The 23,414-nt window shown below is 54.6% G+C and carries 19 protein-coding genes; 13 read left to right on the top strand and 6 right to left on the bottom strand.

Going from position 1 to position 23,414, the window contains the following annotated elements; translation table 11 throughout:
• Positions 1–35: 35 nt before the first annotated feature.
• The 7 genes from dhbC (at position 36) to OH31_RS14580 (ending at position 10,415) form a co-directional block, all read left to right on the top strand.
• On the top strand, positions 36–1,223 hold the full coding sequence (gene dhbC, locus OH31_RS07445) for an isochorismate synthase DhbC (protein WP_024930234.1): 1,188 nt from the start codon (positions 36–38) through the stop codon (positions 1,221–1,223).
• A complete protein-coding gene (locus OH31_RS07440) occupies positions 1,223–2,890 on the top strand; it encodes a (2,3-dihydroxybenzoyl)adenylate synthase (RefSeq protein ID WP_024930233.1) in 1,668 nt (555 codons plus the stop codon). Before dhbC ends, OH31_RS07440 begins: the two co-directional genes overlap by 1 nt.
• Positions 2,862–3,749, top strand: coding sequence for an isochorismatase family protein (locus OH31_RS07435; RefSeq protein WP_305079942.1), 888 nt, complete (start codon positions 2,862–2,864; stop codon positions 3,747–3,749). Before OH31_RS07440 ends, OH31_RS07435 begins: the two co-directional genes overlap by 29 nt.
• Before the next feature lie 55 nt (positions 3,750–3,804).
• Complete coding sequence (locus tag OH31_RS07430; protein ID WP_201768568.1) at positions 3,805–4,779, top strand: alpha/beta hydrolase; 975 nt, start codon at positions 3,805–3,807, stop codon at positions 4,777–4,779.
• Positions 4,780–4,903: 124 nt separating this feature from the next.
• Complete coding sequence (locus OH31_RS07425; RefSeq protein WP_024930230.1) at positions 4,904–8,893, top strand: non-ribosomal peptide synthetase; 3,990 nt, start codon at positions 4,904–4,906, stop codon at positions 8,891–8,893.
• Positions 8,890–9,651, top strand: coding sequence for a 2,3-dihydro-2,3-dihydroxybenzoate dehydrogenase (locus tag OH31_RS07420; protein ID WP_024930229.1), 762 nt, complete (start codon positions 8,890–8,892; stop codon positions 9,649–9,651). Before OH31_RS07425 ends, OH31_RS07420 begins: the two co-directional genes overlap by 4 nt.
• A 14-nt stretch (positions 9,652–9,665) precedes the next feature.
• Positions 9,666–10,415 (top strand): 4'-phosphopantetheinyl transferase superfamily protein, encoded by a 750-nt coding sequence (locus OH31_RS14580; protein WP_024930228.1) that lies wholly within the window; start codon positions 9,666–9,668, stop codon positions 10,413–10,415.
• A 6-nt stretch (positions 10,416–10,421) separates the two neighbouring features.
• Here OH31_RS14580 and OH31_RS07410 read toward each other — a convergent pair whose 3' ends face one another.
• Entirely contained in the window at positions 10,422–11,390 is a 969-nt protein-coding gene (locus OH31_RS07410) for an AraC family transcriptional regulator (RefSeq protein ID WP_024930227.1), read from the bottom strand.
• Between the two features lie 195 nt (positions 11,391–11,585).
• Here OH31_RS07410 and OH31_RS07405 point away from each other — a divergent pair, with 195 nt between their 5' ends.
• The 6 genes from OH31_RS07405 (at position 11,586) to OH31_RS07375 (ending at position 18,982) form a co-directional block, all read left to right on the top strand.
• Positions 11,586–13,871 carry a TonB-dependent siderophore receptor gene (locus tag OH31_RS07405; RefSeq protein WP_024930226.1) on the top strand — a complete coding sequence of 762 codons (2,286 nt, stop codon included), beginning with the start codon at positions 11,586–11,588 and terminating at the stop codon, positions 13,869–13,871.
• Positions 13,872–13,965: 94 nt separating this feature from the next.
• Complete coding sequence (locus OH31_RS07400) at positions 13,966–15,150, top strand: ABC transporter substrate-binding protein (RefSeq protein WP_036298890.1); 1,185 nt, start codon at positions 13,966–13,968, stop codon at positions 15,148–15,150.
• Positions 15,147–16,211, top strand: a complete 1,065-nt coding sequence (locus OH31_RS07395) for an iron ABC transporter permease (RefSeq protein ID WP_024930224.1) — start codon at positions 15,147–15,149, stop codon at positions 16,209–16,211. The genes OH31_RS07400 and OH31_RS07395 overlap by 4 nt, the downstream gene beginning before the upstream one ends.
• Positions 16,208–16,990 (top strand): ABC transporter ATP-binding protein, encoded by a 783-nt coding sequence (locus tag OH31_RS07390; RefSeq protein WP_024930223.1) that lies wholly within the window; start codon positions 16,208–16,210, stop codon positions 16,988–16,990. The genes OH31_RS07395 and OH31_RS07390 overlap by 4 nt, the downstream gene beginning before the upstream one ends.
• A 53-nt stretch (positions 16,991–17,043) precedes the next feature.
• On the top strand, positions 17,044–17,352 hold the full coding sequence (locus OH31_RS07385) for a DUF2218 domain-containing protein (RefSeq protein ID WP_024930222.1): 309 nt from the start codon (positions 17,044–17,046) through the stop codon (positions 17,350–17,352).
• A gap of 520 nt (positions 17,353–17,872) precedes the next feature.
• Entirely contained in the window at positions 17,873–18,982 is a 1,110-nt protein-coding gene (locus tag OH31_RS07375) for a catalase family protein (protein ID WP_024930221.1), read from the top strand.
• A 34-nt stretch (positions 18,983–19,016) separates the two neighbouring features.
• Here the strand turns inward: OH31_RS07375 and OH31_RS07370 are convergent, their stop codons facing one another.
• The 5 genes from OH31_RS07370 to OH31_RS07350 are packed head-to-tail and all read right to left on the bottom strand — an operon-like array spanning position 19,017 to position 23,408.
• Positions 19,017–19,982 (bottom strand): vWA domain-containing protein, encoded by a 966-nt coding sequence (locus OH31_RS07370; protein WP_024930220.1) that lies wholly within the window; start codon positions 19,980–19,982, stop codon positions 19,017–19,019.
• Positions 19,979–20,542, bottom strand: coding sequence for a hypothetical protein (locus OH31_RS07365; RefSeq protein WP_024930219.1), 564 nt, complete (start codon positions 20,540–20,542; stop codon positions 19,979–19,981). The genes OH31_RS07370 and OH31_RS07365 overlap by 4 nt, the downstream gene beginning before the upstream one ends.
• A complete protein-coding gene (locus OH31_RS07360; RefSeq protein WP_024930218.1) occupies positions 20,539–21,504 on the bottom strand; it encodes a VWA domain-containing protein in 966 nt (321 codons plus the stop codon). Before OH31_RS07360 ends, OH31_RS07365 begins: the two co-directional genes overlap by 4 nt.
• A complete protein-coding gene (locus OH31_RS07355; RefSeq protein ID WP_024930217.1) occupies positions 21,501–22,475 on the bottom strand; it encodes a hypothetical protein in 975 nt (324 codons plus the stop codon). The genes OH31_RS07360 and OH31_RS07355 overlap by 4 nt, the downstream gene beginning before the upstream one ends.
• A 15-nt stretch (positions 22,476–22,490) precedes the next feature.
• Positions 22,491–23,408 (bottom strand): DUF58 domain-containing protein, encoded by a 918-nt coding sequence (locus OH31_RS07350; RefSeq protein ID WP_024930216.1) that lies wholly within the window; start codon positions 23,406–23,408, stop codon positions 22,491–22,493.
• Between the last annotated feature and the right edge of the window lie 6 nt (positions 23,409–23,414).

Here is a 23,414-nt window from a genome sequence, read left to right as displayed (position 1 = left end):
CCCCCAATTCCATATCACACAATGAGGATAGCACTATGAATGACATTTTTAGAGGCTTAACGGGTGACCCCCAGGCAGAAAAACTGTTGGCACGCTATAACCAGGAAACGCCGTTCTTTTTTACCACGCCAGAACAATCCATGCTGGCGCAAGGGCGTTATGCCACCATACCGGCCACTGCTAATATGACTGAACTCAACCTCGCCGTGAATACGGCACTGGCAGATGCAGTAGCCAATGGCCACCCGGACCCTATCGTTGTCGGCGCCATTCCGTTCGATACCCAGCAACCCGCTTGCCTGTTTATTCCACAACAGGTCGTCCATGCTGGCCCTCTGCCAAGAGAAGGCTATTTACCGCCACCACACGCAGCGGCCTGCCAAGTCACCCCGACACCGGCACCAGAAGTCTATGCCCATGGCGTCAGCACTGCGGTGCAACAGATTCGCGATCATGTGCTAAGCAAAGTGGTATTGGCGCGCACACTGGAATTAACCACCAACCAGCCGGTAGACCTGCAAGGCCTACTGCAGCGGCTGGCCTGGAGCAATGCGCTGGGTTATACCTTTGCTGTAGACCTCGGAACCACCGCACAAGGCACGCTGATCGGCGCCAGCCCGGAATTACTGTTAAGTCGCCAGGGCAAACATGTCCGCTCCAACCCGCTGGCCGGCTCTATTCCGCGCGTCAAAGACAGCAGCGCTGATTTCCAGCGCAGCCAGGGCTTGCTGCAATCCGGCAAAGACCTGCATGAGCACAAAGTGGTGGCCGATGCTGTCGCCCAAGCACTGCGCCCTTATTGCAAAATGCTTTCTGTCCCCGCGCTACCGTCATTGATCAATACCGAAACCATGTGGCACTTATCCAGCGATATTTATGGCGAATTGACCAGCCCTCCGGCCAGTGCCTTGACGCTTGCTGCCAGCCTGCACCCCACACCGGCGGTTTGCGGCCATCCGTTTGACCAGGCACGCAACCTGATCAACGCACTGGAAGGCTTTGACCGTGGCTTCTATTCCGGCATGGTTGGCTGGTGTGATGCCGCGGGTAACGGTGAATGGATAGTCACTTTGCGTTGTGCCAAAGTCGCCGGTCAACACGTGCGCCTGTTTGCCGGAGCCGGTGTCGTCGCCGACTCGGAACCTCAGCACGAGCTGGCCGAAACCACCGCCAAATTCCGGACCATGCTTAATGCGCTGGGCCTGGTGCAGGAGGCTGCCTGATGCTCGCACATTGCACCCCCTGGCCAGCAGAGATGGCCGCCGAGTACCGTGCCAAAGGTTATTGGCGCAGTGAAACGTTTTCCAGCATGCTGGCAGAACGTGTGGCGCAATACGCAGATCAGCTGGCGGTAGTCAGTGATCGCCAGCGCTGGAATTATGCAGACCTGGGCGCAGAAGTAGAACGGCTGGCGCGCGGTTTGCATACACTCGGGATCTGCCACGGTGACCGCGTAATCGTACAATTGCCAAACTCGGCTGAATTTATCGCCACCATTTTTGCCCTGTTCCGCCTAGGTGCATTACCGGTGTTCGCATTGCCTGCCCACCGCCAGTTTGAAATTAGCTATTTCTGCCAGCATGCAGAAGCCGTGGCTTATATCATCGCCGATCATCATGAGGGATTTGATTATCGCCAGCTGGCACGTGAGGTGCAGGCCAGTAGCACCACATTGCAGCATGTGATTGTGCTGGGCGAAGCACAGGAATTCAATGCCTGGGCAAATTTACCGACGTATATCGGTGAATTACCGTCTGCCCCCACAGCAGACGAAGTGGCTTTCCTGCAACTCTCCGGCGGCAGTACCGGCACGCCGAAATTGATTCCACGCACGCATGATGATTACCTGTACAGCGTGCGGGCCAGTGCCGACATTTGCCAACTGACAGCCAGCAGTGTGTACCTGAGCGTGATTCCTGCCGGGCATAATTTTGCCTTGAGCTCACCAGGCTCCCTGGGCACCTTGTATGCGGGCGGCACCGTGGTCATGTGCGACCAGCCCGACCCGGATACAGCAATCAGCTGGATGGAGCGCGAAGGCGTGACCATCGCGGCGCTGGTGCCACCGCTGGTGCCGGTATGGCTGGACACAATCAAGCGCCGCCAACCCGACCTGCGTCGCTTGCAGGTGATCCAGGTCGGTGGTGCCCGTTTTAACAGTGCCATGGCGCAACGCGTGGTCAATGAGCTGAATGTCACCTTGCAGCAAGTATTTGGCATGGCCGAAGGCTTGGTCAACTACACGCGCCTGGACGATCCGCTGGACGTGATCTTGCACAGCCAGGGCAGGCCAATCTCTGCCGATGACGAAATCCGTATCGTTGACGATGAGGACCTCCTGGTCGCCCCCGGTGAGATCGGCCACCTGCTGACCCGTGGCCCCTATACTATCCGCGGTTATTACAACGCCGTTGAGCACAATGCGCGTGCATTTACCGCAGAGGGCTTTTACCGTACCGGCGACATGGTGCGCATGACCGCCGAAGGTAACCTGGTGGTTGAAGGACGCAATAAAGACCAGATCAACCGTGGCGGTGAGAAAATTTCTGCCGAAGAAGTCGAACACCAATTACTGGTACATCATCTAGTCGTCGATTGCGCAATTGTCGCTATGCCAGATGCCTATATGGGCGAAAAGAGTTGTGCCTTTGTCGTCGCCCGCAATGCGGGTTTGCGCCAGATTGACTGCGTACGCTTTTTACGTGCCCGCGGACTGGCTGCTTATAAAATCCCTGACCGTATTGAATTTGTCAGCGAGCTACCAAAAACCGGTGTTGGCAAAATCAATAAAAAAGCACTGCGCCAGCAAATTGCCGCACGTCTGGTGACAACCAGCGCTATCGCATCATCTATGAAATCAAATGAAAGTTTCTCTTATGGCCATTCCTAAAATCGCTTCTTATACCATGCCAAACCTGACCATAGAGAACCGCGTTACCTGGCAAGTCGATGCGCAACGTGCCGTATTACTGGTACATGATATGCAAGATTACTTCCTGGATTTTTATGACCGCAGCCTCGCCCCTATCCCACAACTGCTAGCCAATACCAAGCGCCTGATTGAGCAGGCGCGCGCACTGGGCATCCCTGTCATCTACACCGCCCAGCTACCAGAGCAGACCTTGCAGGAACGTGGCCTGCTGCAAGACATGTGGGGACCTGGCCTGACCGCCCATCCTCAGGGCAAAAACATCGTGGCTGAACTGGCGCCGCAAACGCAAGACCGAGTGCTGGATAAATGGCGTTATAGCGCCTTCCAGAAATCCGCTTTGCAGGAAATGCTGTTTGATCAAGGCCGCGACCAACTGATTATTTGTGGGGTGTATGCGCATATTGGCTGCCTGATGACCGCCTGCGATGCATTTATGCGCGATATTCAGCCCTTTTTTGTCGCCGATGCACTGGCAGATTTTTCAGCCAAAGACCATGCCATGGCGATGGAATATGTCTCGCAACGTTGCGGGCTGGCACTGAACACCGATGCACTGCTCACAAGCTTGCACCCTGCCTTGCCAAGCTCAATGCAAACATTGCGTGTACATGTCGCCGCCTTGCTGAATATAGACGCGGCAGAGCTGCAGGATGACGACAGCTTGCTGGACTGGGGACTGGACTCCATCCGCATCATGTCACTGGTCGAGCGCTGGCGCAGTGCGGGGGCAGACCTGACCTTTATGGCACTGGCCGAAAACCCCACGCTTGAAGCATGGTGGGCGCGCCTCAAGGCACCTGAACCGGCACTGGCTTAATGACCAGGTCACTTTTTTGCGCATGCATGCGCGTCAGTATTATTTGGAGTATGTGTTGAAACATTTTTCTTTCACCTCAACCTTAATGGCTAGCCTATTGATGCTATTGGCGGGCCTGATGCCACTGGCTGGCCAGGCAGAAGTACCATTTAATATTACCCCATTACCTAGCCACTGGGCACCCGCGCAGTTATCCCGCAGCCTGAGCTTTGACATGACTTCAAGCTATACCGGCCAGCAATACCGTATTGTGCTGAGCTTGCCACACAAAGCTGCTCCGGCCACAGGCTATCCTGTGCTATGGGCGCTGGATGGCCTGGCCAGCGTGCCGTTTATGGAGGTGGCGCGTGCCCGACCAGCGTCCAGCAATGACAGCGCACAATGGCGCAAAAAAATCGGTGAGGAACCCGCCGGACTGATCGTCGGCATCGGCTATGCCAGTGGTGATCCATTTGACGTGAATGCTCGCGCACAAGATTACACGCCTGCCACGACAGCCAACACCGGTGACAGTTTTTCAAGCAAGCATGGCGGCAACGAGGCTTTCCTCAAATTCCTGACACTGGAATTGCGCCCCCTGATTGCCCAATATTTTGCGCTGAACCCGCAGCAAAACACACTGTTCGGCTTTTCCTACGGCGGCTTGTTCGCCTTGAACACCCTGAGTACAGCACCACAACATTTCCAGCGTTACTGGGCTGCCAGCCCGTCATTATGGTTTGGCGAACACCAGACCATCAAACTGTTACCGGCGCGCCTGCAAACGCTTCAGCATGCGCAAGCCATCACACGCGTCATGATCACGGTAGGCAAGAACGAGCAGTATCCGCCCAGCTTTGCTTCAGCAGAAGAACAAACCAAATTGCAAACCCGCACCATGGTCGACAACGCCGAAGCCTTTGCCAGACAGCTGAAACAGGGGGGCCCCGCCGGTATCGATGTGCAATCTCAGACGCTGGCTGATCATGACCATCTCGATATGCTGGCGCACGGTGCCAGGCGCGTGATTGAGTTTGCCTTTGCGCCATAAGGCTTGAGGCCGATACCCGGCAGTCACACACGGTTTAACCATATTCGCTGATCCTATCCCTGCCATGCGGGGCGATCACTGTTCTGCGCCGATCATCCGGCACAGCTATCTCTAGGAAATGACCATGAACCCTACACTTACGCGTTTACCAACCACATCCGCCCAGTATGGCATCTGGATGGGCCAGCAAATGGTACCTGACAGCCCGAGCTACCTCACGGCAGAAGCCATCTCCCTGCACGGCATAGTAGACATCGAAGCGTTACGCCAGAGCGTGACCACTATTCTGGACAATTGCCAGACGCTGCATATGCGCTTTGAGATGGATAACGAAGGCCTGTGGCAGTGGCCGCAACCAGCCGCCACCGTGCTGGAATACCACGATTTCCGTCAACATGACGACCCCGAAACTGCCGCCTGGCAATGGGCCAAACTATCCCTCTCGACGTTGTGCCGGCCCACCGAAGATGCCTTATATCGCACCGCACTGTTACAACTGGCAGATGACAAACACCTGTGGATTTTCCAGGTACACCATATTGCACTGGACGGTTATGGCTATGGCATGGTGTGCCAGGCCGTGGCCGCCCGTTATAGTGCACTGGTCAGCGGCCAGCCATTACCGCCATTGCCGGACTGGTCACTAGACAAAGTGCTGGAGGCCGAGCGCAGCTACAAAGCCAATGGCAAGTTTGAGCGCGATCAAGCGTTCTGGATTAACCACCTGCAACATGCGCCTGCCTCTGCCGTGGTCGCACCGGCACAGGACTTTTCTGATGACGTGTTACGTCATGGCAGCCGCCTGAACAAAGACGCAGTGGCAGGCCTGGAACAAGCCGCCAGCCAATGCGGACAAGACTGGGGCAGCTGGATGCTGGCAGCGATCGGCCTCTGGCTGGCCAGGCAATCCGGACAGCAACAGCTCACTTTTGGCCTGCCGGTGATGAACCGCCTCGGGACCCCAGCCCTGGGCATCCCATGCATGGCCATGAATATTGTGCCTATGAGTATCCATGTTGCGCCCGAACATTCCATGCAGTCCATGAGCAAGCAACTGGCCGACAGCCTGCGTACCATTCGCCCACACCTGTATTACCGTTACGGCTGGATACGTGGTGACCTGGGCTTACTGGAAATACAGAAGCACCTGTTTAACCAGGCGGTCAATATCATGCCGTTTGATCGCCATGCGCCCTTTGCCGGCTTGGAAAGCAGCATCCACCCGATTAGCGCCGGCCCCGTCAAAGACCTCAATATCAGCGTATTTGTGCTCAATGGCGAATGGCAATTACTGTTGGAGGCTAACCCCAATGCTTATAGCAGCGAGCGCCTGGCAACACTGCACCAGGATTTATCACAATGGCTGCAGCAACTAGTTGCGTACCCGCCGCACGCGGCACTGGCGCCACTGTTACAAGATCTGCCTGCACTATCATTACTGCATGGCCCGGCATTGACACAACCTGCACAGCCGGTGCTGCAACGCCTGTATATAACTGCGTTCAACACACCAGAGCGTACTGCGCTCGAATGGTACACAGAAAACGGCGCCCACCACGCCCTGAGTTATGGCATGTTGCTGGACCAGATGATCCAGATGGCCACGCATTTGCAAGCCAATGGCCTACAGGCACAAGACCGGGTAGTGATTCTACTGCCACGTAGCCCGGAGGCCATCATCGCCATTCTGGCCACCCTATGGGCTGGCGCTTGTTATGTGCCGCTAGACCCTCTCGGCCCCGCAGGCAGGTTAGAAATGGTCCTGGCAGACGCCGCCCCGCAGCAGGTCATCACCCAGCAAGCATGGGCACACAAAGCGGGCGTACTGCCGGTGCTTTGCATTGAAGCATGCACCGCCGCCGCTCAAACAACTTCGGGAGACTCAGCCCTCTTTAGCAACCATGCCCTTTCTCGGCCAGTACCCGTCAACCCGGAAGATCCGGCTTACCTGCTGTATACCTCAGGCTCTACCGGCAAACCGAATGGCGTATTGATGAGCCACCGCGCCCTGGCACATTTTGTGGCCAGCGCGGGCCAGCTTTATGAAATCACCGCCGATGACCGTGTGCTGCAATTTGCACCTCTGCATTTTGATGCCAGCATTGAAGAAATTTTTCTGTCACTGTGTCACGGCGCCACACTTATCCTGCGCTCCGACGCAGTTCTGGATTCGATTTCAGCCTTCACTGGTTTTGTTCAGCAAGCACGCATCAGCGTACTCGACCTGCCAACGGCGTACTGGCATGAGCTGTCTTTCGCCTTGACACCAACCCTGGCAGCAGCCCTGGACAACGTCAGGCTCACTATTATCGGTGGGGAAGCCGCCCTGGCAGAACGCGCCCGCCGCTGGCAAGCGCTACTACCCACCAACGTATTACTCAATAGCTATGGCCCCACCGAAGCCTCGGTGATTGCTACCACGGCAATCCTCAGTGGCAAAGGCGCGGTCTGGGATGGCAGCGACCAGGTGCCTATCGGTCTGCCGCGACCGGGCGTACAGGCACTGATTGTGGATGAGCGCCTGTACCCGGTCGCGGTTGGCAAGCCCGGAGAATTGCTGTTATGCGGCGACGCGCTGGCCTTGCATTATCATCAAAATGCCGCACTCACAGCCCAACGCTTTATTACGCCACGCGGGGCATTGCCAGCAGGAACCAGCTTGGCTGAGCAAGCTTATCGCACCGGTGACCTGGTGCGATGGCATCAAGGACAGTTGCAGTTTCTGGGGCGGCTGGATAACGAAGTCAAGATTAGCGGCCTGCGCATAGATCCGGCGGAAGTCGAAAACGCATTGCTGGCCAACCCCACAGTGCGCGAAGTCGCCGTGCTCGCGATGCCACGTATACCCACCGGCGTCGCATTGGCGGCATTTGTGGCCTGCGACGCCAGGCAGGGCGATGAACCTACCAGCCGCCAAGCTGAATTACGACGCCAGCTGACAGACGTATTACCGGCCGCCGCCCTGCCCGACCACTGGCATTTCATGCCCAGCTTGCCACGCAACCTCAACGGTAAAATCGACCGCAAGCAGCTGTCCACCCTGGTAGCCGCACACACAACAGTTGCCTTGCCGGAAGCCACGTCTATGGAGCAGAAAATCATGCAGGTCTGGTATGACGTGCTGGGGGAAATGCCAGAAGATGTGCACAGCAATTTCTTTGAGCTGGGCGGCAAATCCTTGCAAGCGATCCAGGTATCCAGCAAACTGGGGCAACTGCTACAGCGTGAAATCGCCATCTCTGCCCTGTTTAACCACGCCACCGTGCAGGCTTTGGCTAAGGCACTGAGCGCCCCCGTCGCGCATCAGCCACCATCCAGCAACACGGCGCAGGCCTTTGCCCCGATGTTAACCATACAACCAGGCGCACACCCTGCGCTCTTCTGCCTGCATCCGGCAGAAGGCTTGTCCTGGTGCTATCTGGGTCTGGCCCGCCACCTGCCAGGCATCGCCATCTATGGCCTGCAAGCCACCGCCTCGCCCGAGCTGCCCACGACGTTTGAGGCCATGGTTGAGAGTTATGTGACACGCGTGCGCCAGACACAGGCACATGGCCCCTATCGCCTGCTGGGCTGGTCACTCGGCGGTGCCTTGGCGCAAGCCATGGCCACCCGCTTACAACAGCAAGGGGAGCAGGTTGAGCTAGTCGCGCTGATGGATAGTTATCCTGCCCATGCCTTTGCCGACTGGCGTGAACCCACCCTGCATGATGCCCTGATTACCCTGCTCAGCGTGACCGGTGAAGTAGAGGCGGACACGCCAGAGGCCATTTATCAGCGCCTGTTGCGCCACGGTAGCCCGCTGGCGGCCCTCGGCCGTGACACGCTGGAGCAACTGGGCGCCAACGCCCTGCGCGGCATGCAATTGTTCCGTGCCAGCCAGACACCTCTCTATCAAGGGGACTTGCTCTTGTTCCAGGCTGGTGAGCGCGAACCAAACGCGCCCCAACCGGCCTCATGGTTGCCGTATATACAAGGTCGACTCGACTGCGTGGTGTTGCATTGCAACCACTTTGGCATGAGTGACCCGGCACCCATGGCGGCAATAGGCCAGGCATTGGCGGAGCGCTTGCAGGCAAGCCATGTGCACCAGGCACAGGAAGTGAGCCTGGCATGAATGGCAAACTGGCGATCGTCAGCGGTGCTGCACAAGGCATAGGCGCCAGCGTGGTCAGTGCGCTGGTCGCCCAGGGCGTCCGCGTGGCCGCCCTGGATATACAGGCTGAGGGCTTGCAAACCCTCGTCGCACAACATCACGGCCTGGTGACTGCTTATCCGCTCGACCTGAGTCATGGTCAGAATGTGAGTGACGTGGTTGACCGCATAGAAGCAGAACTTGGCGCTGTCGATATGCTGGCCAATGTGGCCGGCATCCTGCGCATGGGCAGCATTCTGGAATGCAGCGATGAAGACTGGCACCACACTTTTGCCGTGAATACGCACGGCCTGTTTTACGTGTCACGTGCCGTCGCACGCTATATGGTTGGCCGCCGCAGTGGCAGCATTGTTACGGTGGGCTCCAACGCAGCAGCAATCCCGCGCATGCAAATGGCGGCTTATGCGGCCTCTAAGGCGGCGGCCGCGCACTTTGCCAAATGCCTGGGGCTGGAGCTGGCGCAATACAATATTCGTTGCAATATCGTCTCGCCCGGCTCTACCGATACACAGATGCAAAGGCAATTATGGCAATCCGGCAGTGATGCCGAAAAAGTGATTGCCGGCTCTTTGCCGCATTACCGTACCGGCATCCCGCTCGGACGGATCGCCGATGCACAGGATATTGCTGCAACGGTGTTGTTTTTACTCAGCGATGCCGCCCGCCATATCACCATGCATGACTTGCGGGTGGATGGTGGCGCCACCTTGGGGGCATAACACTATGTATTTCCATGTTTGACGCCCCGGTAGCCAGTGACAAGCCGCCAACACTGCCACGCACACCATTACCGTTTCTGGAGCAGGTCACCAAACTACCGACCGACTATCTGCCCGATGGCGTGAATGTCTGGCAGGTCACATTGACAGCTGAAATTGACCAATCAGCCCAGGATGAACAGCCACTGTATCCGCTCCTGTTACAGTTGAATGCTGAAGAACGCCATCGCTGCCTGCGCTATCGACGCCCAGTCGACCGTATTCGCTTCGCGGTCATGCGTATTGTCTTACGCGAATTGCTGGCACAGCATGTTCAACAAGCTGCCCAGTCTCTACAGTTCGTTCATGGGCCTTTTGGCAAGCCCGGGCTGGCACAAGCTGGTACCACTTTGCAGTTCAATATTTCGCATAGCGAGCATATCGGCCTGATTGCACTGTCAACACAGCGTGCCATCGGAGTCGATGTCGAAGCTGTTTACCCGCTCAGAAACCAGCAATTTTTGTTAAAAGATATCCTGTCACTGGAAGAACAGCGCTATTGCGTACAAAGCCAACAGGACAGCGCTTTTTTCCAATGCTGGACCGGCAAGGAAGCGATTTTAAAAGCCTTGGGCACCGGTATTCAGCAACCACTGTCATCCATCTCCATCCTGCCAACCGCGACATGTGCTTACACCGTTTCACTGCGCGATCAGTTACCGACCCTACAAGTCTGGCAGTTACCCGTTGCTGATGGCTATACTGCCGCGCTTGCTTTGTTATAACTGGATTTAGCTTTTGTTGCGGTAGTGCTTGGGCAGTGTGCCAAAGTGGCGGTGAAAAGCGGTCGAAAAATTGGCCTGGCTGCTATAGCCGGCAATTTCTGCCGCCCGGGTCACCGTCACACCATCGTCACGCAAAGCGAGTGCAGCGCGCTCCAAACGGCTCTGCCGCAAATAATCAAAAATGGTTTGGCCACGCATCTGGCGGAACTGCTGTTGCAGCGTATTGGCATTGCAGCCGATGGTTTTGGCAATCGCCCGCATATCCAGATGATCGGCTTCGCCACTATCCAGCAAGGCCTGTAAACGCAACACGCGTTGATAGGCCGTGGTCGGCATGCTGACCGGCAAAGTTGGTTCCGCCGGTAACACTTGTGACAGTGCATGCACAATCAATTCCAGCGCACGGCATTCCTGATGCAGCATCTGCAACGGCCCTTCGCCGCTCACCGGATGAATCAACTGCTCGGCAATCGCAATATCACGTGCGGCAGGCTTCCAGTTGTGAATCGCTAAACCGTCCTTCAGCAAATCAGGCTCAAACCCGGCCGCCGCCAGCCAGTCACGCGTCAACGTCAATACCACCATGCGCTGTCGGCTACCGGCGCGCGAATGCCGTTCAAAGTTGACCGGATCATTAATGCTGACCACCACACCCTGCGGTACGGCATCCTGACCTTCACCGACATCCAGTTGTAGCGCCTGCTGGCCCATGACCACGCGGGCGTTACCTTCAATTTTGAGCATGATCTTAATGCACTGTTCGCGAATCAGAAACTGCGTGCGCATATCGTGTAAATGAACAATGTCTGTGCAATGCAGCGTCATGCCATCACGCACGCGATTGAATGAAAAGTCCCCCTGCATCAATGGCGAGGTTTTTCCAATATCGGGAGAGAGCAAACGATGGTCCTGCCCAATCTTGGCGTGCAGGTTTTCCATATCGATGTCATGGTCTGGCAACAGCCTGCGGGTCACGCTTATGCGACCTGTTGCAGGCTTGCCAGAATGCTGGGGAAGTGTGCGCACAAACGTCTTTCTTGTTTAAACAAACAAAACTGGCCTATCCATTAAAAGGACAGATGATAAAATTATGAATGATAATCATTCCTATTACAACACTCATCGTAAACTTTAAGAAACGCTGTCAAAACAGCATAGATACGGAAAAAAATGTCCTCTAGAACATATCACCAACCTGACTCACATCACCTGAAAACGATTACCGCCTTCATCATTATGGCTTATGCGTACCAGCCTGCTTTTGCTGAAAATATCGCCCCTGAAGTGACTCAAACGCAAACATTGGAAGAAGTGACCGTCACCTCAGCCCAGGAAGAACTCAAACAAGCACCGGGAGTGTCCGTCATCACCGCTGAAGATATCGCTAAACGTCCCCCAACCAATGATTTGTCTGAAATTATCCGCACCATGCCGGGGGTGAACCTGACCGGCAATTCGACCAGCGGCCAGCGCGGCAACAACCGCCAGATCGATATTCGTGGCATGGGCCCGGAAAACACGCTGATCCTGATTGATGGCCGTCCAGTCAGCAGCCGCAACTCCGTGCGTTATGGCTGGCGCGGCGAGCGCGATACCCGTGGTGACACCAACTGGGTGCCACCAGAACAGGTAGAACGCATCGAAATTCTGCGTGGCCCGGCCGCCGCCCGTTATGGCAATGGCGCCGCGGGCGGTGTCGTCAACATTATCACCAAAGCTGCAGCCAAAGAAACCCACGGCTCGGTAACCGCTTACACCAGCATACCGGAAGACTCAGTAGATGGCTCAACCAGACGACTCAACTTTGGCTTAAGCGGACCGATTTCTGACAATGTGTCTTACCGGATTTACGGCAACCTCAACAAGACCAATGCCGATGATTACGATATCAATGAAGACCATGCTTCACCGCGTACTGGTATTTATGCCAGTACATTTCCAGCTGGGCGCGAAGGGGTGCGTAACCGTGACCTGAATGGTCGCCTCAGCTGGCAAGTAAACGATAAACACCGCCTGGACCTGGATGCCACCTTTAGCCGCCAGGGAAATATTTATGCTGGCGAGGCACAAAACACCAACAATTATGTGACCGGTGCCGGTGCTGCCAATGCCCAACGTATTCGTCAATTTCTGGGGCGTGAAACCAATATCATGTACCGTGAGAACTATGCTTTAACCCATCACGGTAAATACGACTTTGGTACGTCCATGGCCTATTTACAATACGAACACACCCGCAATGACCGCCTCAATGAAGGCTTGGCTGGCGGTACCGAAGGCTTGTTTTCCAATAGTCAATTCACTACCTCTGAACTCAAGAACTATACCGGCCATGCCGAAACCAGCATTCCGGGCAAAATAGCCGGTCTCAGCCAGGTGCTTACCGTCGGTAGCGAATGGGTGCGCCAGACACTGGATGACCCAAACTCCGTCAGCCAGACACAATTGGGCGGCACGATTCCAGGCTTGGCCAGCATCGGGCGCAACTCGTTCACGGCGGCCAATATTTTCTCGGTATTTGTCGAAAGCAATATCGCGTTAACAGACAATACCCTGTTGATTCCCGGCTTGCGTTTTGACCAGCATAGCCGTGTAGGAGATAACTGGAGCCCGGCATTAAACCTGTCACATACCATGACCGACAACTGGACACTCAAAACCGGTATTGCCCGTGCGTATAAAGCCCCCAACCTGTATCAACTCAATACCAATTATTTGCTCTATAGCGCCGGGAACGGGTGCTATGGCGGTACTCGCTGTTATTTACAAGGTAACGATGACCTGAATGCCGAACATAGCATTAACAAAGAGCTGGGGATCGAGTACAAAACCAACGATGTGCTGGCCGGTTTAACTTTTTTCCGCAACGATTACAAAAACAAGATTGATGCAGGGCTCACGCCTGTAGGGCAAGCCACCACCGGCGCCCCTCCGGCTAACATTTTCCAATGGACAAATATCCCGGACGCCCTGGTACAAGGCTTTGAAGGCACACTCAAGTTCCCGCTGCTGACAGATGTGACCTGGACCAATAATTTTACCTACATGACAGACTCCATCAACAAAAAAACCAATGATGCACTGTCAATTATCCCGAAATACACGGTCAACTCGGTGGTGGACTGGAAAGTAAATAGCCAGTTTGGCCTGCAAGGCACCATGTCACTATTTGGCAAACAAAAACCGAAGAAGTATGACTATCAGGGTAATCGTGTGACAGGCGATGCCGACAATGAACTGGATAGTTATGCGCTGTTCGGCATCAATGCCAGCTATCAGTTCTCAAAGCAGTGGCGTATGACCACGGGTGTCAGCAACTTGTTTGACAAACGCCTGTATCGCCGTGGTAACGCCTCAGGTGTCAGCAATGCTGCAGGGGCGATTTCGGGGGCCGGTGCTGAAACGTATAACGAACCGGGTCGCGCGTTTTATGTACTGGTAAACAGTTCGTTCTAACCCTGTGCTGACGGGCCACCACGGCAGATTACCACCCCATCCGCCAGCGCGCTGGCCGGGTGGGTTTATTGTTTATTTAATGGAATGTTTTTTCATGATTTCAACCTTTCTCACTGCCTATGCAACATCACGGCACAAGCTGCACATGCTCATATTGCTGATGGCAGGCCTGACGGGCACCACCGTGCAAGCTGCCAGCGCCTCGGTGACAGATTTAGCCGGGCGTACGATTGCACTACCTGTGAAAAATGAACGCATCCTGCTGGGAGAGGCACGCCTGATTCCAGCTCTTGCCGTTCTCGAACGCACCCATCTCGGCCATCGTATTGTCGGTATGCCCAGGGATTTTGAGCAGTTGGACCCACGTGGCTTTGCCCAATATGCTCAGCGTTTTCCCGAACTACGTAGCGTTGCCCATACCGGCCGTACAACGGCGGAAAGCTTTAGTGTTGAAATGGCCATTTCACTCAAACCGGATATCGCCATTTTTGGCCTGGAAGGCCATGGCCCGACACCGGAAAACAAGGAAGTCATTGCCCAGCTGGTCAAAGCGGGTATCACGGTGGTGTTTGTCGACTTTCGCAAAGAGCCCTTGCTGAATACGGCACACAGCATGGAAGTGCTGGGGCAAGTATTGCAGCGTGAAAAAGAAGCACAAGCATTTAGCAGCGAATATACCCGCCAGCTGGCATTGGTGACCCAACGGCTGGCAACCCTGAAAACACCAGGACCCAGTGTCTTCCTGGAAAATCGCGTCGGCCTCAGTGATGAGTGTTGTGCCACCATGAGCAATGGCCTGATGGGCATACTGTTGAAAGCAGCGGGTGGCCGCAATATTGCCAGCGAGATGGTGCCTGGCGAGTTTGGCACCTTAAGCCTGGAGTATTTGCTGAGCCATCCACCCGATGTCTATATAGGGACGGCGATTGGTGCCCCAGAAACGGTCGCACAAATGCCCATGCGTATCGTATTGGGTGCCGGGGTCGATGAAAAAACGGCTGCTGACTCACTCAAACGCGCCCTGCAACGCAAAGGGATTGCGACTCTGCCAGCCGTTCGCCAGGGAGAGGCTCATGCCATCTGGCATCATTTTTATGCGTCGCCGTTCAATGTCGTCGCCGTGCAGGTCTTTGCCAAATGGCTACACCCGCAATTATTTGCAGACCTTGACCCCAAACACACCTTGTCCATGTTTTACCAGCGTTTCCAGCCAGTCCCTCTTGAAGGTGAATACTGGACCTCTTTAGCCACCACGCCCCGCCAGAATGTCACACGATGAATCCGCCTTTTGTCTCACCGCCCTCGCTGGCACAACAATATGCCTCGCATATCCGTCGCCGCCTGCTGGCGCTACTGCTGTTACTGCTGCTGTTAAGCAGCGCGTTTATTGCTGATCTGGCAACCGGTCCGGCCGGACTGAGCTATCACACGGTATGGCAAGGCTTGCTATCACCGCACTCACTGGAGGAAAGTACCCGTATTATCCTGTGGGATGTTCGGCTGCCTTATGCCGTGATGGCCGTGCTGGTAGGCGCTGCACTGGGCTTGTCAGGGGCACAAATGCAAACCGTGCTCAATAACCCCCTGGCCAGCCCATTTACCCTTGGGCTGTCTGCAGCAGCAACCGTCGGTGCTTCGCTCGCCATCATCACAGGCTTTACCGCCTGGGGCTTGGGGCCGGACCTGACCCTGCCTTTATGTGCCTTTGCGGGTGCCACCGTTGCCGCCATGCTGATCCAGTTTCTCGCCTGGCGCTCAGGCGCCTCTGCCCATGCCGTGCTGCTGTTTGGCATTGCACTGATGTTTACTTTTGAGGCGATATTATGGCTGTTGCAATTTCTGGCTGACAGCAATGCCCTGCAACAAATCGTGTTCTGGAACATGGGCAGCCTGGCGCGCGCCACCTGGCCGAAAATCGGTGTACTGGCCGCTGTTTTCGGCGTTTGCGCCCTATGGTCACAATCACAAGCCTGGTCACTGACCACACTGCGCATCGGCGAAGACCATGCACGTAGCAGCGGTGTCGCCGTTGAGCGCCTGCGGCTCATCAGCCTGATCCGCGTCTGCCTGATGACCGCCACCGCCCTGTCTTTTGTCGGCACCATCGGTTTTGTCGGCCTGGTTGGCCCGCATGTCGCACGACTGATGCTGGGCGAAGATCACCGCTTTTACCTGCCAGCCAGTGCATTGGCTGGTGCACTCATGTTATCTACCGCCTCCATTCTCAGTAAAGTGCTGGTCCCCGGTATCGTCTTGCCAGTAGGCATACTCACTGCCCTGGTTGGTGTGCCTGTTTTCATGCTGTTGATTCTGCGCCAGCGGGGAGGACTGCGTACATGAGCTTGGTTCTCAAACAATTCGGCGTCAGTTATGGCCGCCACCAATTACTCAAGGATATCAACACCGACATCCTACCAGCGGGCCAGATCATTGCACTGGTCGGTGCCAATGGGGCCGGCAAATCCTCGACGCTACGCGCGCTGTCCGGCTTGTGCCACATGCATGGCCAGGCCTTGCTGGATGGCCAGGACCTGGGCCAGCTACCGATGGTGACTCGCGCACGCCAGGTCGCCTATATGCCACAAAGCCTGCCGCAAGCGTCATCGCTCACCGTCTACGAAACCGTGCTCAGCGCGATCCGCACCACTAGCCCACAACTCAGTGCCACCGTCAGCCATCAACGCATCGAACAAGTGTTTACGACACTGGGCCTGCATCTATTAGCCATGAGACCACTCATTGAACTATCAGGAGGGCAACGGCAAATGGTCGGGCTGGCGCAGTTGCTGGCACGTGAACCGCGGCTGTTATTGCTGGATGAGCCTACCAGCGCCCTCGACCTGCGCTGGCAGCTCTGCCTGCTGGAAGCCTTACGTGCGCACGTCACACAACAACAAACGGTGTGCTTGATGGCCATACATGACCTCAACCTGGCGATTCGCTTTTGCGACACCATGCTGGTGATGGCGCATGGCCGCCTGATTGCACGCGGCAGTCCCAGCCAGATATTAACGCCAGCATTACTACAGGCCGCTTACGGCATTGAAGCACGTATTGAACCTTGCTCCCTCGGCACCCCCATGGTGATTGCCGAGCGCGCGATGGAACCGCTTTCATAAAGCGGCCACACCCCACAACCAAACACATTAAAAAAGCATCAGGAGAGAGATCAATGCACCATTTGAAAGGCCATTTGCCTACCCATGAACCCAGCCGCTACCTGGTCGGCCTCTGTAGCCACTTTCGGCGAAAGATTGAGGTGGAATATACCGATACACAAGGCCTGGCAAGGTTTCCCTGGGGCGACTGTGTCCTCAAGGCACAAGAAGGCGCCCTTGAGTTTGAATGCCATGCCATGTCAGATGAAAACCTCAAACAGTTGCAATACGTGCTCAACGAACACATTGCCCTGTTTTCACGCCGGGCACCCATGACCGTGCATTGGCAAATACCTGCAAATAATGGAACTTTTATGGAATAATTTTAGTCTAAGAGATGCATGGCAATTTTCTATGGTACATAGCCATCAATAATTTCCTACAACACAATAGGAAAATCGCTTATTCAGTATTTCGGTCTATCAGCGTAATCTGCAATTGCCGTGTGTGAAATGAAGTGTCGAATGCATTTCGAGTTTCATTCATCACATGGCAAATACGGCAGCCTTAACGGCTGCCGTTTGTACTCAACGAATGAAGGAGTATGCATATGCCTAGAGGATCCAGCCCCCAACGCGAGCAAGAATGCGACGCCCTCAAAACACGCGTTCAACAAAGACCACCGCTATCCTGGCCGCGAAGAAGAAGTCGCCGCCAGAATTGTCAACAAGCAACGCAAACAAGCTGGTGAAACCAAGGATAACTCCTCCTGAGTCTCCTAAGCTTTAACCCATCAATACAGTGCCAATGTTTGGTAAACAGGTTCAAAAAATCCATTCAGGTTTGAAAGGGTGAGTCTTTTATAACGCCCTTGCCAGACTTGTTTAAAAAGTGGGGGTTGTTATGCAACAAACTGCTGATATTGGAATTTCACCACTCAATTATCAACCAGCGTATGAAGTGCTGGCGGACAGCGAAACCCAAAGCCGGGAAAACCTGCAATATACCCTGCGTAAAATCTCCGAAATCACGGCCAGACATTCTGCTTATAGCGCCCGTAGCGTGCATATTAAAAGTCACGGCCTGATCTCTGCAGAAATGGAGATTTACGATAACCTCCCCGCGCACCTGGCACAGGGCATGTTTGCCCAAGCGCAAACCCTGCCGCTGGTCATGCGCTTTTCAACCGTGCCGGGCGATATTTTGCACGACAAAACCTGCACGCCACGCAGCCTGGCAATCAAGGTGCTTGGCGTGAATGGTGACCGGCTACCTGGTAGCGAAAAAGCCATCACGCAGGACTTTTTATTTGTGAATGGCGCCAGTTTCCTGTCGTCCAGCGTACAGGTGTTTCTTTCCAACCTGAAGCACATCGCCTCCACGCCCGAAACCAGCACTGAGTTCAGGCATTTTCTATCGCAAATATTCCGCTCAACGGCCAAACTGGTCGAATCACTCAAAAGTGGCCAGCAAACCCTGATCAGAAACCTGCACCAGGCACAAGAAACCAATATTCTGGGTGAAACCTATTTTAGCCAGGACCCGATTCTATACGGCAACTACATGGCCAAAATTGCCTTTGTACCGATCTCACCCGACCTGCTCACCCTCACCAACAAACCGATTGATACCCTCGCCTCCGATGGCCTGAGGAAATCCATTGTCGATTACTTTATTGCCCACACCGCAGTGTGGGAGTTGCGCGTACAGTTATGCACCGATATCAAGCAAATGCCGATCGAAGACTCTACCGTGATCTGGTCGGCAGATGTGTCGCCCTATATCCCGATCGCCCGCATTACCGCCAAACCGCAAATTGCCTGGAGTCCCTATCGTTCGCATGTGGTCGATGAGGGCATGATGTTCTCGCCCTGGCATGGCATTCAATCGCATCGGCCCTTAGGCTCTGTGATGCGCTTGAGAAAAATGAGCTACGAGATGTCCAGAAACCTGAGCGCGGCACCGACAGGCATGCCGGTGTGTGAGCCAACCAGCCTGGATGACTTGTGCTGATGCACAGATCACCACAACCTCTCAACAAATCGTCCTAGGCGGTGTGACGCGCACGCCAGCGGTATGCCCACACATCCGGCAGGTAGGTGGCGATCACCATCAATGCCGCCAGGGTTAGAAACAGCCACTTGACCGAATAGCTGGTGACAAATTTGGCGGCGGGCGTTTGCGACTGCACAAACGTATAAAATGCCGGTTGGTCTATGCCTTCGATATATTGACCCTTGATCTCCGTCGCCATCTCCTTCAAATGTTCCACATCCTGGCTGGATAAATAGCGGTCAAACTCGGCGTACGCCACCGGTGGATCAGGATCATCCTTGCTGGCATCACTGTAATTGACGCCACCGCCCGCACTTTCGGCCGCGGCATCGGTGCCCCAATACCCAACAAAGTGATTATTCGAATTAAAGCGCTTGATCGGTGCAGGCTGCTTACCGCCGACGCCAACAAAAATAACATTTTTACCTATGCGCACATCGCTGATATCCAGCTTGTTAATGCCATTGGCTTTGGGCGCTTCGTCACCATCGGTAAAAAACAGCATTTGTGCCGGAATATTCAGGTAATCAAACGTCGCCTCGGCGGCCTTCACCCCAAACGTCATGCGGCTGTTACCACTCCAGGCCATGCGCCACTCCAGGTGGTTAATACTGTCAGTGATAATATCGAAGTTAGCGCACACTTCCAGCGGCATAAACAATAAAGCCACGTTCTCCGCGGCAAACACGCCCACGCTGACATACGTACCGCAAGGCGATGTTTTCACCACTTGCTTCATCAGGTGTTGTGTATAAGCCAAGCGCGTGGCTGGCTTGTTATCGACCTGCATATCTTCCGCATTCATGCTTTGCGAAATATCGGCCAGCAACAAATAGTTATGTACTTCTTGCTTGAGTTGAATGTCCGGCTTGACCAGCGCCAGCAGCAGAAAGACGGCCGCGCCCAGCAAAAAAGCCGTTTCGTAGTGCGCTTTTAACAGTGAAAAAAAGCGTTTCATGGCAACCCCTGTGGCAAATTGCTGATTTCCATGCCTGAAGGATCCTGCGGCACAGTTTTGATATGGGTCGGAATCACGCCATGCAATAAACTCAAATTGAACTTGGCCGCCTGGTTGCCCGGATCAAGTTTGAGTGACTGCTCATACGCCGCCCTCGCCTGTAAATAATCAAACTTGGCTTGCTCCTGAATCGCACCATCTGCCTCCACCAGGCGTTGCAACCCGGATCGAAACAGCTGGTTGCCGATATTGAAATGGATCTGTGACTTCAACGTTTGACTAGGCGTGAACAAGGCCTCATCGTGCTGTTTAGGCGCCTCTAACAACTGGCCGAAATTCTGTATCGCATGCTTGTAATTACCCGTTTTACCTTGCTGGTAAGCATCGGCAAACTTCTGGTGAAACGGAAACAAGTCTCCCTCCAGCACGTCACCATGTTGCAATGCTTTATTGGCCGAGGTGATTTTGTGCACTTGGTAAGCTTCGTAGACACTGCCCAACACGCCGACAATGAAGACAACTCCAAGCAGCTGGTTTTTGCGCATTAAATGGTTTTTCATTCGTACACCCTCAAATTTTTAATCACCAGCATCAACAACACCAAGAGCAGCGCAGCGACCATAAACACCTTGGAATAGTCATAGCCGGCAATGGTCTCGCGATATTGAATCGCCTTTTTTTCACGTGAGTCGATGTCATTAATCGCCGATTGCAAGGTCTCCGGATCATCCGCCTCATAGGCTTTGTATTTCAGGCCCAATGACTGGAAATACTTATGCAGCACGATGGAGTTTGGCGTACGGTCTTCGTCATATTGCTCTTTGGAGAAAATACTCGGCTCACCTGGTTCGCGTAACATGATCCAGTAAATACTCAGCTTGCGGCTTTTCAGGCGCTCACTCAGTAAAAACTTCACGCGCGGACTCAGTTTGCCGGCGCCGTCCGAAAGTAAAATCACAGCGCGTGAACCAGAGCTCTGGATGTTATCGAACAGGCCGACCGCTTCAGTCAGGCCAGCACCAATATTGGTCTGGTTTAAAGACGGGCTGGTGGCCGCCACGATCGCCGCATGAATCGCATCGCGGTTAGTCGTAATCTTGATGCCATACAACGCCGAGTTGGTGAACCCGACAACCCCCATCATGTCATTCGGCCGTGAATCAATAAACTGCGTAATAATGCGCCGCGCTGCAGCAGACTTGATTTCCGCCACATGCCCGGACGAATCACCGGCAAACGGGTGGTCCATACTCACGCTACGGTCTATCACCATCACAGTTTGCGCACCCTTGCCCACGCGTGGCACTTGCTCATCCGCGCCGCGCGGTGCCGCCAGCGCAATGACGATGCTCAGCAACAGCAGAGACATAATCACCTTCACCGCCAGGTTCAACCGATCTGAAAACAGGTCTTCCGGGATGATGTCCAGCCAGCTGTAATGCTGGCCTTGATGGCCCTTTAACCAGAAAGGTAACAGCGCGATAGGCAATAAGGCAAACGCCCACGGATTTAAAATAATCATGCCACGCCCCGCTCGCAATCCCGCAGTTGCTTGCTGAATTGCACCAGTTGCGTAATCACCTGCTGGCTATCACGGGCACGCACGTCATACAGGGATTGATTCGACGCTGCAAAAAACTGTGTGATCTCAGGCTGCAGGTTTTTAAAGCTCGGGCGCAAACGCACAAACTCATCCACATCCCGCGCAAAAATATTCGCGCCATAGTGCTGGTTAAACGCCTGGTGCAAATAGACCAATGCCTTCTTCTCTTCTGCGGCGGTTTTGGGCCGGGAGGATTTTGCCAGGCGCTTGAGCTGCCGATGCGCCCGCGCAAAGGCCCCGCCCATAAATGGCAACCAGTGGCCATCAGCATTCATATAAAGCAAGGCCAGCAGGCTTGTGATTGCCAGGGTTAAAAACAAGCCCAGGCGTTGTCGATCGGCACGGCTATCTATCAGCGGGGTGCTCACTTCCGGCAATAGATTTTTCTTGGCGGTTGATGTGCCGCCAGTCACCAACGGTGAAAACCAGAATCCCCACGCCGGAATATCAATAGCGGTAGCGCTTGCCGCAGGATGACTGAAATTCAGTGTCTCAGTGGGTAAATGCATCACACCAGGCGTCGTGCTCACCGCAAATACCTGGTAACGCAATTGCAAGGTGTACTGGGTGTGGTCCGATTGCGCTTTGGTTTGTAAGGCCACCTCCACCAGTTCGATACCATCATGTTTACTGCCTTTTTTAGGCAAGCCACTGTCGACCAGTTGATATGCGGTTGGCGCATCCACAATAACGGTTCTGCTGAGTACATCACCAATATGTACACCATAGCTTGACGCTGGATTTGTCACGCGCAATGTTGGTGATGCTGGTTTGCTTGACGTATCTGCGTCTGCTGCCAGCGCATGGTTAACCGTGAATAATAGACTGCTGACGATCAACAGGCGTTGCAGCGCCCGAGTTGTCGTCCTGTTTGAAATCTGTGTTTGCATGATGCTCTCTTCGCGTCACATGGCTTGTTCAAAATAATGCGTCATCAGCTCTGGCCTGTAGTCGCCATGCATAAACAACGCCGGGCTCTCAAAGCGCAAAAATAAAGCCTCTAGCGCATGCCTGCGGGCATTAAATGCGTTGATGAATTTGGCTTTCACTTCACTGCGGAAAAACAGCGTACGATTGCGGCCACTTTCCAGGTCTATCATGGTGCCAAAGCCAAACTTGGGCAGCTTTTTGTATTCCTCGTCATCCCACAATACAATCGGCACCACTTTGTGGGCAGACATCGCCAGCAAGGTTTTCTCAATCACTGGCAGCGGCATATGAAAGTCCGAAATCCAGAACACCAGCGCACGTGTCTGGCCCAAAAAGTTAGGCACATCCGTCACACCATCCACGCCGATACGCAGTTGCTGGTAATCATGTAACAAGCCGATGGTTTGTTTGCTCTGGTGATAATTGCGGCTCAGCGGCAAGGTAAAGTCTTCGAGCACTTGCTGGTTGTAGCCAATAAAACCGAATAAATCGCCCATCTGATAAGCCGAATTCGCCACCGCCGTTGCAATTTCAATCGCCGTATCCAGCTTGCGTTTGTGCCCCTTGAATTGCATGGAACTGGACAAGTCGCACACGGCATAAATCGGCGTCGTGCTGTCCTGGTTAAACTGCCGTACCTGCACCTGCTCAAACGGATCACGTATGGTTTGCCGTAAATCCATGCGCCTGGCATCCGGGTAATCCACCAGGTTAATCGTGCCGCGATAATCCGAGCCAAGGCCGCGCTGCGTGCCCGGATGATCGCCCAGCTGGATACTGCCCGACTTCCAGCCAACCACATACTCAAAAGGCCGCGCGTAGCTCGCCTCATCGCGATGCGCGCGTGTCTGGCTGTCGACGGTTTTCCCCGCCCGTTTTGTCAATGACTGCATGATTGC

Source organism: Methylophilus sp. OH31 (assembly GCF_000576615.1).
Taxonomy (GTDB): Bacteria; Pseudomonadota; Gammaproteobacteria; order Burkholderiales; family Methylophilaceae; genus Methylophilus.
This window is presented reverse-complemented; position numbering and strand designations above follow the sequence as displayed.

Coding starts and splice junctions, on each gene's coding strand:
- OH31_RS07375 (WP_024930221.1), top strand. CDS start 17,873: ATGCAACAAACTGCTGATATTGGAATTTCACCACTCAATTATCAACCA.
- OH31_RS07360 (WP_024930218.1), bottom strand. CDS start 21,504: ATGATTATTTTAAATCCGTGGGCGTTTGCCTTATTGCCTATCGCGCTG.
- OH31_RS07370 (WP_024930220.1), bottom strand. CDS start 19,982: ATGAAACGCTTTTTTTCACTGTTAAAAGCGCACTACGAAACGGCTTTT.
- OH31_RS07385 (WP_024930222.1), top strand. CDS start 17,044: ATGCACCATTTGAAAGGCCATTTGCCTACCCATGAACCCAGCCGCTAC.
- dhbC (WP_024930234.1), top strand. CDS start 36: ATGAATGACATTTTTAGAGGCTTAACGGGTGACCCCCAGGCAGAAAAA.
- OH31_RS07355 (WP_024930217.1), bottom strand. CDS start 22,475: ATGCAAACACAGATTTCAAACAGGACGACAACTCGGGCGCTGCAACGC.
- OH31_RS07390 (WP_024930223.1), top strand. CDS start 16,208: ATGAGCTTGGTTCTCAAACAATTCGGCGTCAGTTATGGCCGCCACCAA.
- OH31_RS07350 (WP_024930216.1), bottom strand. CDS start 23,408: ATGCAGTCATTGACAAAACGGGCGGGGAAAACCGTCGACAGCCAGACA.
- OH31_RS14580 (WP_024930228.1), top strand. CDS start 9,666: ATGTTTGACGCCCCGGTAGCCAGTGACAAGCCGCCAACACTGCCACGC.
- OH31_RS07440 (WP_024930233.1), top strand. CDS start 1,223: ATGCTCGCACATTGCACCCCCTGGCCAGCAGAGATGGCCGCCGAGTAC.
- OH31_RS07405 (WP_024930226.1), top strand. CDS start 11,586: ATGTCCTCTAGAACATATCACCAACCTGACTCACATCACCTGAAAACG.
- OH31_RS07435 (WP_305079942.1), top strand. CDS start 2,862: ATGAAAGTTTCTCTTATGGCCATTCCTAAAATCGCTTCTTATACCATG.
- OH31_RS07425 (WP_024930230.1), top strand. CDS start 4,904: ATGAACCCTACACTTACGCGTTTACCAACCACATCCGCCCAGTATGGC.
- OH31_RS07365 (WP_024930219.1), bottom strand. CDS start 20,542: ATGAAAAACCATTTAATGCGCAAAAACCAGCTGCTTGGAGTTGTCTTC.
- OH31_RS07420 (WP_024930229.1), top strand. CDS start 8,890: ATGAATGGCAAACTGGCGATCGTCAGCGGTGCTGCACAAGGCATAGGC.
- OH31_RS07395 (WP_024930224.1), top strand. CDS start 15,147: ATGAATCCGCCTTTTGTCTCACCGCCCTCGCTGGCACAACAATATGCC.
- OH31_RS07400 (WP_036298890.1), top strand. CDS start 13,966: ATGATTTCAACCTTTCTCACTGCCTATGCAACATCACGGCACAAGCTG.